Source organism: Streptomyces sp. NPDC107471 (assembly GCF_055582845.1).
In genome coordinates this window covers 319424-332985 of the sequence record NZ_JBVJPC010000001.1, presented here as the reverse complement: position 1 = coordinate 332985, position 13562 = coordinate 319424, and the positions used below count along the sequence as shown (strand labels likewise).

The 13562-nt window shown below is 72.2% G+C and carries 10 protein-coding genes; 3 read left to right on the top strand and 7 right to left on the bottom strand.

All coding sequences use genetic code 11. The features are described from left to right. Positions 1-84: 84 nt before the first annotated feature. Positions 85-963: an alpha/beta fold hydrolase gene (locus ACZ66S_RS01505; protein WP_469898869.1), complete on the top strand. Its 879-nt coding sequence runs from the start codon at positions 85-87 to the stop codon at positions 961-963. A 42-nt stretch (positions 964-1005) separates the two neighbouring features. Here the strand turns inward: ACZ66S_RS01505 and fxsT are convergent, their stop codons facing one another. From fxsT to ACZ66S_RS01480, 5 genes are all read right to left on the bottom strand, one after another. Further along, positions 1006-4926: an FxSxx-COOH system tetratricopeptide repeat protein gene (gene fxsT / locus ACZ66S_RS01500; protein ID WP_469898868.1), complete on the bottom strand. Its 3921-nt coding sequence runs from the start codon at positions 4924-4926 to the stop codon at positions 1006-1008. Continuing rightward, complete coding sequence (locus tag ACZ66S_RS01495; protein ID WP_469898866.1) at positions 4923-6254, bottom strand: TIR-like protein FxsC; 1332 nt, start codon at positions 6252-6254, stop codon at positions 4923-4925. The genes fxsT and ACZ66S_RS01495 overlap by 4 nt, the downstream gene beginning before the upstream one ends. A gap of 86 nt (positions 6255-6340) precedes the next feature. Further along, entirely contained in the window at positions 6341-7054 is a 714-nt protein-coding gene (locus ACZ66S_RS01490) for an AAC(3) family N-acetyltransferase (protein ID WP_469899656.1), read from the bottom strand. Positions 7055-7146: 92 nt separating this feature from the next. After that, positions 7147-9336: a radical SAM/SPASM protein FxsBH, inactivated beta-hydroxylase extension form gene (gene fxsBH, locus ACZ66S_RS01485; protein WP_469898865.1), complete on the bottom strand. Its 2190-nt coding sequence runs from the start codon at positions 9334-9336 to the stop codon at positions 7147-7149. A 154-nt stretch (positions 9337-9490) separates the two neighbouring features. Next, positions 9491-9655 carry a hypothetical protein gene (locus ACZ66S_RS01480; RefSeq protein WP_469898864.1) on the bottom strand — a complete coding sequence of 55 codons (165 nt, stop codon included), beginning with the start codon at positions 9653-9655 and terminating at the stop codon, positions 9491-9493. Between the two features lie 204 nt (positions 9656-9859). On the opposite strand from ACZ66S_RS01480, the gene ACZ66S_RS01475 reads away from it, so the two are divergent. Next, positions 9860-10774 carry a DUF4231 domain-containing protein gene (locus tag ACZ66S_RS01475; RefSeq protein WP_469898863.1) on the top strand — a complete coding sequence of 305 codons (915 nt, stop codon included), beginning with the start codon at positions 9860-9862 and terminating at the stop codon, positions 10772-10774. A gap of 39 nt (positions 10775-10813) precedes the next feature. Here the strand turns inward: ACZ66S_RS01475 and ACZ66S_RS01470 are convergent, their stop codons facing one another. Beyond that, positions 10814-11311 (bottom strand): hypothetical protein, encoded by a 498-nt coding sequence (locus ACZ66S_RS01470; protein ID WP_469898862.1) that lies wholly within the window; start codon positions 11309-11311, stop codon positions 10814-10816. 412 nt (positions 11312-11723) lie between these two features. Here ACZ66S_RS01470 and ACZ66S_RS01465 point away from each other — a divergent pair, with 412 nt between their 5' ends. Further along, positions 11724-12353, top strand: a complete 630-nt coding sequence (locus ACZ66S_RS01465) for a ScbR family autoregulator-binding transcription factor (RefSeq protein WP_469898861.1) — start codon at positions 11724-11726, stop codon at positions 12351-12353. Positions 12354-12395: 42 nt separating this feature from the next. Here the strand turns inward: ACZ66S_RS01465 and ACZ66S_RS01460 are convergent, their stop codons facing one another. Next, a complete protein-coding gene (locus tag ACZ66S_RS01460) occupies positions 12396-13433 on the bottom strand; it encodes a rod shape-determining protein (protein ID WP_469898860.1) in 1038 nt (345 codons plus the stop codon). Positions 13434-13562: the final 129 nt, after the last annotated feature.

The window sequence follows — 13562 nt, the reverse complement described above, 5'->3', positions numbered from 1 at the left end:
GCGAATTCGTTTCGCCGTACGCCCGCGTGGGCAAGGTTCGGGCAGCGTGGCCCGGTCAAGGCCTCGGGTGGGGGGAGCGCGGCGGTGCCCGACCATGTGCGTACGGCGGACGGACGACGGTTACGGGTGGAGGTCTCGGGGGATCCGCACGGACGCCCCGTGTTCCTCCTGCACGGCATGCCGGGCAGCCGGGTCGGGCCCAAACCCCGCTCGATGTTCCTCCACCAGCGCGGCGCCCGCCTCATCAGCTACGACCGTCCCGGGTACGGCGGTTCGGACCGGATGCCGAGCCGCCGGGTGGCGGACGTGGCCCGGGACGTCGCCGATGTCGCCGACGCCCTCGAACTGGACCGGTTCGCGGTGGCCGGCCGGTCCGCCGGCGCCCCGCACGCCCTGGCCTGCGCCGCGCTGCTCCCCGACCGGGTCACCCGGGCGGCGGCGATGGTGGGCTGGGCACCGCGTGACGCCGAGGGCCTGGACTGGTACGCCGGGATGGCTCCGTCCAACGTCGTCGCCCTGAGCACGGCCGCCTCCGACCCCGAGCGGTTCGCCGCCGGGATCATCCCGCGCTCCGCCGCCATCCGCAGCGACCCCGCGCGGCTGCTGGAGGAACTGCGCGAGGACCTCACCGCCGACGACCGGCTGATCGTCTCGGACAACACCATCCGCTCGATGCTGCTGCGCAACTACCGCGAGGCGCTGCGCACTTCACCGTACGGCTGGATCGACGACGCCCTCGCGCTCACCGCCTCCTGGGGGTTCGACCCGGCCCGGATCAAGGTCCCGGTGCTGCTGTGGCACGGCAAGGACGACGTCTTCTCCCCGGCCTCGCACGCTTCCTGGCTCGCCGACCGCATCCCACGCGCCACGGCCGTCCTGGAGCCCACGTCGGCCCACTTCGCCGCGCTGCGCGCCCTGCCCGCCGTACTGGACTGGCTGCTCACCGACGCGCGGGTGAACTGACGGGCGGCGCCGCCCCGTCGGCCGGTGCCGCCCCGCCTCGGATCACACCGACAGCGGCTCCAGGTCCCGGTAGATCCGCCGGTCCCGGCTCGCCAGGAGGGTGATGCCGTTGTCCTCGCCGAGCAGCAGGCGCAGTTCCGCCATCGCCTCCTCCCGCAGGGCCCGGGCCTCGCTGTCCCGGCCCAGGGCGCGCAGGGTGAGCCCCAGGTTGGTGACCACGGCGAGCGTCTCGGGGTGGTGGCCGCCGAGCGCCCCGCGCAGCACCGGCAGCGCGGCCTCGTCCCGCTCCCGCGCCTCCTCGTAACGGCCCTGGTCGTAGAGGACGTTGGCGTAGTTCACGCTGCAGAACACGGCGTGCGGATGGTGCTCGCCCAGCACCTCCGCCATCCGGGGCAGCACCTTCAGGAACACCGCCTCCGCCTCGTCCAGGTCCCGGCAGCCCCAGTGGAAGATCCCCAGGTTGTTCAGGGCCGCCTGGGTGTACGGGTGGGCCTCGCCCGGCACCTTCATGTACTCGGCGAGCACGTCCCGGGCGACCTCGCGGGCCCGGTCCCGTTCGTCGGCCGCGAACAGGTCGGCCGCCAGGTTCAGTTCGCAGGCGAGCGAGTCGGGGGTCGGGGCCGTGTACTGGTCCTTGTACTGCTTGCGGGTCGCCTCGGTCAGCCGCCGGGCGTCCTCGAGCTGGCCGTTGCGGCGCAGCGACACCGCCAGGGACTTGGCGCAGCGCAGCGTGCCGGGGAACTCCCGGGTCAGGATGCGTTTGTGGGCCGCGTAGGTCCGCGACAGGATCGACACCGACTCCGCGTACCGGCCGACCTCCCTGAGGTCCCGGCCGAGGCGCTCGGCCGAGGCCAGCGTGTACGGGTGGTCGGGGCCGAGGACCGCCATGCGCCGGTCGAGCGTGTCCTGGTCGATGCCGCGGGCCTCGCCGTAGTTGCCCACCATCCGCAGCGCCAGGGCGAGGTTGTTGGCCGCGCTGAGGGTGCGCCGGTGCGACTCGTGGAAGATCTCGCTGAAGCCGACGTGCGCCTCCTTCGCCAGCTCGACCGCCTTCGTGTACTCGCCGAGGGCGGCCAGGTCGCTGGAGAGCGCGGACATGGTGGCGTACGTGTGCGGGTGCTGCTCGCCCAGTTCCCGGCGCTGCCGCTCCAGCAGGTCCTCCCCTATCTCCCGGGCCTCCACGTAACGCCCCTGCGAGCGCAGCACGTTGGCGAGGTGGAAGCGCAGGTAGAGGTAGTAGACGTCGTCCTCCCCGAGCACCGGCCGCCAGTGCTGGAGCAGGTCCTCCGCCAGTCGCCGCGCGGCCAGGAAGTCACCGCGTTTCCACTGGTAGCGGACCCGGTCGATGAGCAGACGGCGGGTGTCGGCCTCCCGGCAGTTGCGCGCGTCGGAGGCGGCCAGGTGCGGCCAGATGACGCCGAAGCGGGGCCAGGTGGTCGGGTCGTCGATGGGTTCGTCACCGTCGGGCCGGGCGCCCGCAAGGACCGTGTGCACGACGTGCCGGGCCTCGTGCTGCTTCTCCTCGGGCATCTGGGAGCGGATCACGGCCTGCACCAGCCGGTGCACCTGGAGGCTGTTGGTCTTCTGGTCGACCTTGGCCAGCGCGAACCGGCCGATCTCCCGGATGACCCGGCCGAGCAGCAGACTCTCCTGGAGGGAGGGGTCGTACGGCTTGAGCGCCGCGATCATCTCCTTGCTGTAGAGCAACTGCTGGGAGATCGGCTCGGGCGCGAGGAAGGCGCAGAGCTGGAGCAGCCGTACCGCCGCGGGTGAGCGCTTCTCCAACTGTTCGATCGAGACGTTCCAGGTCGCCGCGACGGTGCGCGGGTAGTCGGGCGGCTGGTTGAGGTCCAGGACCTCGGTGGTCTGCCGGGCCAACTGCCGCAGGTAGTCCTCGATCGGGGTGGCGGTCTCGGCCAGCCAGGCCGCCGCCTGCTCGACCGCCAGCGGCAGGTCGCCGACGGCCTCCGCCACCCGGTCGGCGTCCTCGGCCGTCAGCCCGCCCTCGGTGCGCCGGGTCAGGTGCTCGATGCTCTCCTTGCGCTCGAAGACGTCGATCTGCTGGGATGCCCCGTGCTGGGACCAGGCCTGGTTGCGGGAGGTGACGAGGATGTGGCCGCCGTCCCCGGTGGGGAAGTAGCGGGCCAGCTCCGCGGGGTCGCCGGCGTTGTCGAAGACGAGGATCCAGCGCTTGGTCGGCAGGCCCCGGGACAGCCGCTGCACGGCTTCCTGGCTGGCCTTCGTCATGTCCTCCTCGGTGCCCGTCGCGCCTATCAGCGGGGCGAGTTCGGCGAGCGAGGCGACCACGTCGTCGACATGCTCGGCGGACATCCACCAGACCAGGTCGTAGTCGGCCATGAACCGGTGCACGTACTCGATGGCGAGCTGGGTCTTGCCCACGCCGCCCAGTCCGAACAGCGCCTGCGGCTGCGGCGGTCCGGACAGTTCGCCGAGCTGGGTGCGGATCCGGTCCATGATCGGGGCCCGGCCGGTGAAGGTCGTGTTGCGCTGGGGCGCGTTCCAGATGCCGGGGGTGATGCCGGGGAAGCGGGGCGCCGACGGGCTGTTCTCCGCCTGCTGCAAGGGCAGTTCCAGTGCCCGCTGGAGCGCGGCCACGCACTCCGTCTCGTCGAGCCGGTGCAGGTCGGTGCAGGGCTCCGGGAGCGGGACCTCCTCGACGCGCAGCGGCACCACCGAACCGCGTGCCCCGTCCTGGGGCCGCTCGCCGAGTGCCCGCCAGACGGAGTCGGCGTACCGGGACTCCTGGAAGGTCTTCGACAGCAGCACCACCGTGTGGGCGGTGGTCTCCGCCGGCTCGACCGGGCCGGTGGAGATCTCGTGCAGCGTGACCTCGCAGCCCGCCCGCTTCAGCAGGTACTCCACCCAGTCGGCCCACATCCGCTTCTCCGCCGCGTACGCGACCACGACGTCGGCCACGCTGGTCAGCGGCCGGCGCCTGAGGTACGCGTCCCGGCAGCGCAGCCGGACCGGTTCGGGGATCTGCGGCAGGGAGGTGACCTCGCGGTCGGAGATGACGGCGGTGAGCCGCTCGAAGGCGGACAGCAGCGAGTTGGCGATGCCGCTCTCGTCGCCGACGGTGGCGAGGGTCTCCTCGTAGGCGTAGTAGGGGCGGTAGGGGATCTCGACGTTGCCCCAGTAGGCGCTCAGCTCCTCCTGGCTCAGCGGCCGGCCGTCCGCCCCCTTGGGCAGTCCCTCGAAGCGCATCCGGGCCAGCGCGCGGCCGGCGTCGACCTTCTCCTTCTCGCCCTCGTCGATGCGCATCGGCACCGGCAGGACCCGTATCCGGCGCGGCCGGTAGCCCTCCTCGACACTGCGGGCCACGACTGCCGCGCCCTCCAGCGCCTGGTCGCTCAGGGTGAAGCAGTCCACCAGGACGTCGGGCATCTCCATGGTGCAGATGTCGGCGTTGTCCGACAGGCCGGTGCGGCTGTCGATCAGGACGTAGTCGTACGTCGCCTTCATGCTGGCCCGCAGGGCCCTGAGGAAGGTGCCGCCGCCGAGACGCTCGTAGAAGTTGTCCCACTCGAACGAGGTGACCGCCGCCGAGTAGGCCCGGTCCTGGCGGCCCGCGGAGAGGAAGTCCAGGGAGCCGCCCTCGGGGAAGTGCAGGTCGAAGCGCTCGGGGCGGATGGAGACGGCGTGCTGCTCGACCTGGGCGTAGGACAAGTGCCAGTCGTCGGGGCGCTGGGTTCCGGTGGTCGCGGCCCAGGCGTAGTCCTGGATGATGTTGATGACGCCCGGGGTCGCGGACAGCGCCTTGGGGTCGAGGAACGGGTGGAAGAAGCGGTGCAGGCCCGGCGCCTCCAGGTCCCAGTCGACGGCGAGCACCCGTTTGCCGTTGGCGGCCAGGATCCAGGCGGTGTTGGCGAGCGCCATGGTGCGGCCCGTACCGCCCTTGTAGGAATAGAAAGTGATGACACGTCCGTCGCGCGGGCCCGTCATGCTTCTCCTCCGTGGTCGGGTCCGCCTTCCGGGTACGGCGGCTGGATGGGGCCCAGCAGACGGGGCCTGGGCACGTGCGGACCCGGCGGCGGATGCGCCTCCGCGTGTTTCAGGTACTGCCGGGTGGTGTGCGCCACGACGGCGGGCAGCACGTCGGTGAACGCCTTGAGGGTGGGGACGCCGTTGACCGCGGTACGGCAGTCGGTGCGTCTGCCGCGCTCCAGCAGCAGGGGCAGGGTGCGCTCGAACTCCATGGTCAGGCGCTGGCCCTCGTCGCCGTGGCACTGCAGGTCGGCGCGGTTCCACGGGACGACCGCGCTCACCCACGGCTGGGCCTGCGCGTCGAACGCCTTGAGCCTGCGCCGCCGTTCCTCGTCCGTGAGCGTCCACCGGTCGACGAGCAGGATGCGCGGGCGGCCCGTCTTGCCGCCCTCCTCGCCGGTGCCCGCGGAGAGCGGGCCCTCGGTGTCCTCGTCGTCGAAGGAGGAGACCGTGGGGCGGTAGTCCAGCGAGCGGATGAGCTCCTCCGCCAGGGCGGGCAGCGGACGGGTCGACTCGGAGTGGTAGGGGTTCCAGTCCAGCGGGTCCTCGCCGTACGGGCGCGGGTCCCGGTCCCCGGGGACGCTGTCGAGGGTGGGCGCGGCCACCGTCAGATGGATGTGCCGGGGTTCCTCGCCGCGCGGGCGGAACGCGCTCGGGGTCGACTCGTAGTCGCGCAGCCGGCCGGGCGGCAGCGGTGTCTCCTCGGCCACCTGGACGATGCGCTGGGCGAGGGTGAGGACGGTCTCCTCGTACTCGTCGCGCAGTCTGCTGAGCTTGATGAGCCCGTAGAAGCCGTTGGTGGCGTAACGGTCGCCGAAGGTCGTGCGGTCCAGGTGTATGTGACGTATGGAGTCGGGAAGTTGGTGGAAGTCGACGCGCGTCCACAGGGCCGGGACGATGGCGGACACCTCGCGTCCGCCGACGGCCCGGGCGTGCAGCAGGCGTTCGTTGAACGCGTACAGTTCCCGGCCGCACATCTCGCTGGTGAAGTAGCGCGGTGACAGCAGCGGTACGAAGACGCGGCAGCGGGCGAGGTTCTCGCTGAGCTTGCGCGGCCAGCCCACCCCTGAGCCCATCTCCCGGTCGATGAAGCCGACTTCGGCCCCGGCGGGCAGGTCGGTCAGCGCCATGATGTGGTTGCACAGGTCGCGGTAGAGCTGGTGCACCCAGTGGTCGGGGTCGCCGCCGCCCGATCCCCACGGCGGGGTGTGGGCGTAGCTGAGGAAGAAATAGGGCTGCCCCTCGGCCGGGGCCTGGCCCCACTCTCCGTCAGGTGTGTCCAACACGCCCCCCTGCGCGTCGGTGACCCCGTAGCCGGAGCCACCTGGAACCGGAAGAACAATGTGCCCGACCAGAAGGCCCGACGGATCGCTTATTTCACGTCATTCCGGAGACGAGATCTGGACAGTTGATCGCGTACGTCGTCGACGGCGGCCCGCATTCCGAACAGCGTGACCGGTCTTCCGGACCATTCCCGCCGCACGAGGAGTTCACCCGGAAGCCGTGCGCCGGCCTCCGCGAAGTCACCGTCGTCCAAGGTCAGGTCCTCGTAGGTGACCCAGTTCCCCTTGTCGCCCAGCACACAGCGGTACTGCCGCCGGGGCGGTCGCGGGGTCATCCGGTACTCGGCGAGGTGGAAGGCGCTGCACACCTCGAACCCGACGCGCAGCAACAGCACTTGGGCGTCGGCGGCGTACAGCTTGGCGAGCGGGGAGCGCTCGCCGAGGTGGCAGTGCGGGTCGTGCCCGGCGAGCAGCTCGCCCGCGCGCGGGCCGATCGCGGCCAGCGAGGTCTGCGGGTGGGCGCTGCGCACGGCTCCCGGAGTGGTCCGCACGCACTCGGCCAGCGCGCCCATCGAGGGGCAGGGCGTGGCGTCCGGCTCGAAGGGGAGCATCGACGCGCGGAACCGCTCGGCCTCCTCCGCGCCGAGGTGGGCGACGAGGGCCCGGTGGGCGCGGGAGCTGTCCGAGTTCTCGGGTGTGAAGGCGGGCACGACGAGCGTGCCGCGCGGGCCGAGCGCGTCGAGCAGCGTGTCCCGGACCCGGGTGGGGGACAGGCCGGTGCCGCTCAGGGAGGCGTGGACCATGAGGGGGACCTCGGGGCGCAGCGGTAACTCCGTCAATAAGTCCGCCAGTTGACGGTCGTCCTCCCCCAGGGCGGTCCGGGCAACCGTCTCCGTCACGGTCGCCCCGCGATCGTCGTCCACTCCGCGCGCAGCTCCGCGGCCAGCACCTCGCCGCTCTCGGTGAGGTCACGGTCGGGCCGTTCGGTCAGGGCGGCCAGGGCGCGTCCGGCCCGGGCCAGGGAGCGGCGGCCCTCGGGGGTCCCGGGGCCCCAGTAGGCCACGTCGCCCAGACCGTCGACGGCCTCGGTGAGCAGCCGCCCGGCCTGGTTGCCCGGCACGTGCAGATCGGTCGTCGCCCGCAGTGCGGCCAGCCGGGCCTGGCGCCCGAGACGCGGCAACTCCCGTACGAAAGCGTCGGGTTCGAAGTCGACGGCGACTCCGAGCCCGCCCAGACCGTCGACGGCGAGCCGCACGCCGGACCCCGCGACGAGCGGGGTGACGGCGTCCACGCGCAGGGCGTTGCGGTCGTCGTCCGCCCCGGAACCTCGCTCCGCCATCAGCTCGTAGGCGGTCCGCAACTGCTCCCGGAACGCGTCGAGTTCGTCCGGCTCCAGGGGGGCGGTGACGGGGGCCGGGTAGACCGCACGGCGCGGGTCCGCGTCGTCGATCAGCAGCGGCTCGGTGGCGGTCACCTTCAGCAGCGTCAACGGCCGCCAGGCGTCGGTCGGTTGGTCGCCGACAGTGAGGCGGGTGCCGTCGTCGGTGCGGACGTCGAGACCCCGTGCGCTCACCTCGGCCGCCACCCGTCCCGGCGCGGGCAGGGTCAGGGTGCCGAGGGTCGGCAGGTGCAGTTCCCGGTCCGGCTGCTCCCAGGTGAGCTCCAGCGGGGCGTGCGCGTGCACGGCCGCCGCCACGGCGACGCGGGCGAAGCGGGCGGCGGTGACGTGGGCCGCCTCCGCGTGCCGCAGGGCGGCTCGCAGGTAGGGGTGGGACAGCACCCGGTTGAGGTGCTCCGCGGTGGTCCGGTCCGCGTCCAGCCGCAGCAGGGCCAGCCAGGCCGCGTCCCAGTCGGGGTGCCCGGCCAGCCGTTCGTTGGCGTAGGCGAGGAGGGTCCGGTCCAGCTCCTGCCGGGCGAACCGCAGGGCCTCGGGGTCGAGGACGGCGGGCGAGAGGGCGCGGTCGGTGATCCGCTCGGCGATCCCGTCGACGAGAGCGCGGAGATCGGCGCAGAACACCGACGGGTTGTCGAACTCGCGTTCGCTGCTGTAGCGGTGGGCGTAGAGACCACCGCCGCAGGACTCCACCACCGGGCACGCGCGGCAGGTCTCCGAGAGCCCGAGCAGACCGCGCTGCCGGGCCTGGACGCCGGGATGCCGGGCCACCTGCTCGAACGTGTGGTGGTCGACGTGGAACCCCGTGGCCGGAGCGCCGTCGTAGGCCGTCTTGAGCGAGTCCACCTGCTCGAAGGAGCCGTCCGTCTCCACGACCGCCAGGTCGGAGGGGGCCAGCCCCATGGCCTCGGTCAGGCTGGGCCCGCCCCGCAGGGTGCTGAGCACCGAGTCGAAGGTCCGCACCCGTACCTTGCGGCCCTGTTCCGTCCAGCGGTCGAACACGGCGAGCAGCCAGTCGGCGTACGGCGTCGCCGAACCGGAGGTGCCGCGTGGTGGCGGGGTGTCCCAGGTGGAGTGGGGGAGCAGGTAGTCGATGCGGGGCGGTGCGAGGGCCGAGAGGGTGTCGTGCACGACGACGGGGTCGTTCGCCACGTCGACCGTGCAGAGCAGTCCGCCGAAGAGGTGCCGGTACTCCTCGGTGCGCAGCAGGTCGATGGCGCGCAGCACCCGGTGGTAGCTGCTCCGGTATCTGCGGTCCAGCCGGTGCCGGTCGTTGGCGGCCCGGTCGCCGTCGAGCGAGACGCTGACGAGGACGCCGTACTCCCGGAAGACGTCCAGATGGCGGCGGCTGAGCTGCATGCCGTTGGTGTGGATCTTCAGCTCCAGCTCGGCGACACCGTCGAGTGCGGAGCTGAACTCGGCGCAGATGGACCGGAGTCGGGCCGGACCGGCCAGCAGGGGCTCGCCGCCGTGCAGGATGACGGTCACGGAGGAGAGGTCGTGGTCACGCGCGTACGCGGCGAACCGGTCGGCGGTCCGACGGACCGTGTCCTCGCCGATCACGACCGGGCGGGTCTTCCAGCTCTTGTCCGCGTGCTCGTACACATAGCAGTGGTCGCACGCCAGATCACACCGACTGTGGATCTTCAGGACGAGTTGCTGGAGTGGGTGGTCCCCCGTGGAAACGGTCACTTAGCACACGCTACCGCTCTCCGTCACCCCCGCACGCCAAGTATCGGCCAATTGGGATACCGCACAGGTGTGTTGTGGTATCCGACCGTACTCCGGCGGACCGACCGCGCACGCCGTCGTGGACGGCGCGCGCGGTCGCTGCCGGACGTCCGTCCTACAGCGCCGAGTCGAACGTCGTCGGACGCCGTCCCGGACCACCCGTGACCCGGTCAGCGGCCTTCGTCGTGGCGGTGGAGTCGATCGCACCCAGCGGGGTGTGCTGACCGTGGGGAGCGGAGCCGGCGGCCGTCGCGCGTTCCGTGACCGTCTGAGCCTTCATCTGTCTGATGTCTCCTTCCGTGGGGACCGGCGTGTCCCCGGCCCAAGGAGACCTGAGGCCCGGTGTCGGAAATCGAACCATGAGACAGAGACAACCCGGTTTTAGGCGGACCCTACCCCAGCCGAAGGGCTCCGGAGCATGGCTAGCGCGCGCGTACGCGCCCATACTCGGATGTCCGGGCGAGCCTGTTGTCGGGGGTGGGCCATGAGGGTCGGTATTCCGGGGCCGGGCGTCACATGGAACGACGACGACCTCCCCCCGCTCTTCCGTTTGAACGATCAACTCGCGATCACCCGTCAGAGTGAATCCTTCCGCGCTGTCCGTGCCCAGTTGGTCGTCCTGCTGGCCGCCACCACCTCGGCCATGCTGGCCGAACGCCTGGACAGCCATGTCCCGGCGTTCCTGGCCGCGCTGCTGTACGCCCTGACCATCGGCATCGGTCTGCGCACCACGCGCCGGCGGGCCCGCGCCCGCTGGCAGGCCCATCGTGCCGTCGCCGAGATGCTGAAGTCCCTGGCCTGGCAGTACATGGTGCACGGCGGTGTCTTCCACTCCCAAGTGGCCAACGCGGACGCGCTGTTCGCCGAGCGGGTCGAGGAACGGCTGCGGGAGATGCGCAAGGTGGGCTGGGAGGACTCCAGGAACGGCGCCCACGCCCGCGGCGAGGGGCAGATAACCCCGGTGATGCGGCAGGTGCGGGCGAAGGCCTTCCCGGTGCGGCGGGACGTCTATCTGCGCGAGCGGCTGATGGAGCAGCACGCCTGGTACCGGCGCCGCGCCGCGCAGGCCCACCGCGCCTCCGTGCGGTGGTCGTCGGTGACCGCCGTACTGACCCTGCTGGCCCTGCTCGCCGCCGTGCTCCGGGCGGCCGGGATGCTCGGCGGCTGGGACCTGACCGGGGTGTTCAGCGCGTCCGCGGCGGCCGGCGTGGCCTGGCAGGAGGTGCGCAGGCACCGGCCGTTGACCTATGCGCACTCGCTCGTCGAGCAGGATCTGGAGACCCTGCGGGTGGAGATGAGCACGACGGTGACCGAGGAGCGGTGGGCCCACGCCGTGGCCGAGGCGGAACGGCTGGTGTCACCGCAGCACTCGGACTGGTTGGGCGGGTTCGGTGGTTGACGGAACCTCAGAGCGGTTTACCCATTGGGGAGTTGGCGATCAGGGCTCGCGGTGGACGCCCGGCTTCCACAGGACGGTCACCGGGACCTCCGTCCTGCGCGCGTAGGCCACCACGTCGGCGGTGCCGCCGAGCCCCCGGGCCGGGCGGCCGTCCCACACGGCGATCAGACGGTCGCAGTGGTCGACGATCCAGCGGCCCGCCGCGAAGTACGCCTCCTCGTGCGTCGGCTCGAGCGGCAGCTCGACCCGGTTCGCGCAGGCGCCCAGGATCCTGCGGTACCCGGCGCGGGCCGCGTCGTCGTCGAGGTGGGCCTCGTAGTCCATGCCCGGGATCACCGCGGTCACCGGGACGCCGTTGTCCAGGGCGATGTCCGCGAAGAGCTGGTCGGCGCCGGCCGCGAGGCAGGAGAGGGCCTCCAGGGCGCCGCCGAGGTGTCTGAGCATCTCCGCCCGCACGCCCGGCAGGACCGGGCCCGGAATGCGGCGGTGGCCCGTCACACCGATGCGGGTCACGGAGGTGAGGGCCGGAGCGGTCACGGTGGAAGAGGTTCCGGCCTGTCGGGTCGTCGCGGTTCCGCTCGTCACGAGAGAGCCTCCCACAGCCGTCGGATACTCCACCGTAGCCGCCGCCGGCGGGGAGCACACAGGGGCGCACCCGCTCACACCGGTCTCGCCGGACGGCGTCCGCTCGGCCCGGCCGCGCCCGACTGCCGTGATCTGCACGTCGTTTAGGGACCGCGGTGCCGGGAGAGGGATGGTGCGACGCCCTCCCCGCCCGGCGTGCGCGCCGACGGTTCCCACCCGGATCCAGTCCGCCATCCGACCCCCCCACGTCCTCCGGAGTGTTACCCCGAACGGCCCGGAAAAGTACCAGTCGGTTGGTTTCTTTGTTGATCGGGAAGGCAGACTGATCGCGAGAGCTCGTCGTGACACAGGCAGGGGTGGGCGCATGGTCAGGCAGGAACGCGCGGAGGTCACCCGGTCGGCCATCCTCGACGGGGCGGCCCGCGTCTTCGACGCCGAGGGGTACCACGGCACGTCGCTCGGGGACATCCTCAAGGAGGCCGGGGTGACGAAGGGGGCGCTCTACTTCCACTTCGGCTCGAAGGAGGAGCTCGCCCAGGCCCTCGTCGACGAGCAGTTCTCCGCCCTGGAGTCGGTCACGGACCAGGGGAGACCCGGGATGCAGACCGTCATCGACATCGTGCACGCCATGGCCCGGCGGCTGGTGGCGGACGTCCGGGTGCGGGCCGGCATCCGGCTCGTCATCGACCGCAGCGCCAAGGCCGGCCCGGCCGGCGAGCCCTACACCCGGTGGATCGAGCTCTTCCGGGAGTGCCTCGTCCAGGCCCAGCAGCGCGGAGACGTCAAGGCGGACCTCGACCCCGGACGGGTGGCCCGGCTGATCGTCGGCTCCTGGACCGGACTCCAGCTCAGCTCCCAGGTCCTCAGCGGCCGGGCCGACCTGACCGAGGAGACCACCCTCATGTGGGAGATGCTGCTGCCGAGCATCGTGCCGCCGCGGCGGCTGGAGCGCTTCCACCCCGAGGGCAGGACCCGGGTGCCCGAGATGGTCTGACGGGGCCTCACCGTCGCCGGCCCCGCGAGAAGGAGCCGCCCCTCAGGTGGCGAGCGGGTTCAGCGACAGCGGCTCGATCTTGCCCTCCAGCATGTGCCCCAGTCCCTGGACGGCGCACACGTCGGGCCGTTCGGCGATGTGCACCGGCATCCCGGTGGCGTGCCGCAGCATCTGGTCCAGCCCCGGGAGCAGGGCCGAGCCGCCCACCATCATGATCCCGCGGTCGGCGAGGTCGGCCACCAGGTCGGGCGGGCAGTTGCGCAGCACCCGGCCGATGCCGTCGAGCACGGCGGTCAGCGGGGTCTCGATCGCGTCCCGTACGGCGGCCGTGTCGACCTGCACGGAACGGGCTAGCCCGGTGGCGACGTCCCGGCCGTGGATCTCGGTGGAGGCGGGGCCCTGCGGGGTGAGGCCGTTGCCGGAGAGGGCGAGCTGGAGCGGCCGCACGGACTGGCTGGGCAGCATCAGCTCGTGCTCGTGACGCAGGTGCTGCACGATCGCGTGGTCGACGGCCTCGCCGCCGACCGGGATGCGCTCGGCGGTCACGATCGACCCGAGGGAGAGCACGGCGACCTGGGTGGCGGCCGCCCCGCACACCATGATCATGGTGGCCTCGGCCCGCTCGACGGGCAGTCCGCAGCCGACGGCGGCGGCGATGAGAGTGTCCACGAGCTCCACGCGCCGCGCCCCGAGTCCGACGAGGGTCTCGATCGCCGCGCGCCGGGCCAGCGGGTCGGCGTCGTGCGGGGTGCAGGCGGCGGCCCGCAGCCGGGGCTTGCGGCGCAGATTGCGGCGGATCCGGTCGCCGAGCAGATGGCGGAGCATGCGCTGGGCCATCTCGATGTCGACGACGGTGCCGCCGGAGACGGGCCGCACGACCCGGATGTAGTCGGGGGTGCGCCCCGTCATCTTCTCGGCGAACTCGCCGACCGCGATCAGCGCGCCGGTACGGGTGTTCACGGCGGCGGCCGACGGCTGGTCGACGACGAGACCGGCCCCCTTCACGTAGACCCGCGTCCGCGCCGCGCCCAGGTCGACGGCGAAGTGGCAGCGGCGTAGCTGCTCCAGACTGGCGGTCATGGCAGGTCCTCCCGAGAGCACAGACCGTGGGGCCGCGCCGGGTGGCGGGGCTTAGTGGCATCGTGCGGCGGCGGGGCAGGAGCCGCCTTTCCTGGGGGGCCGGGCGGGGCGCGGCTGAATGGGGGTTTT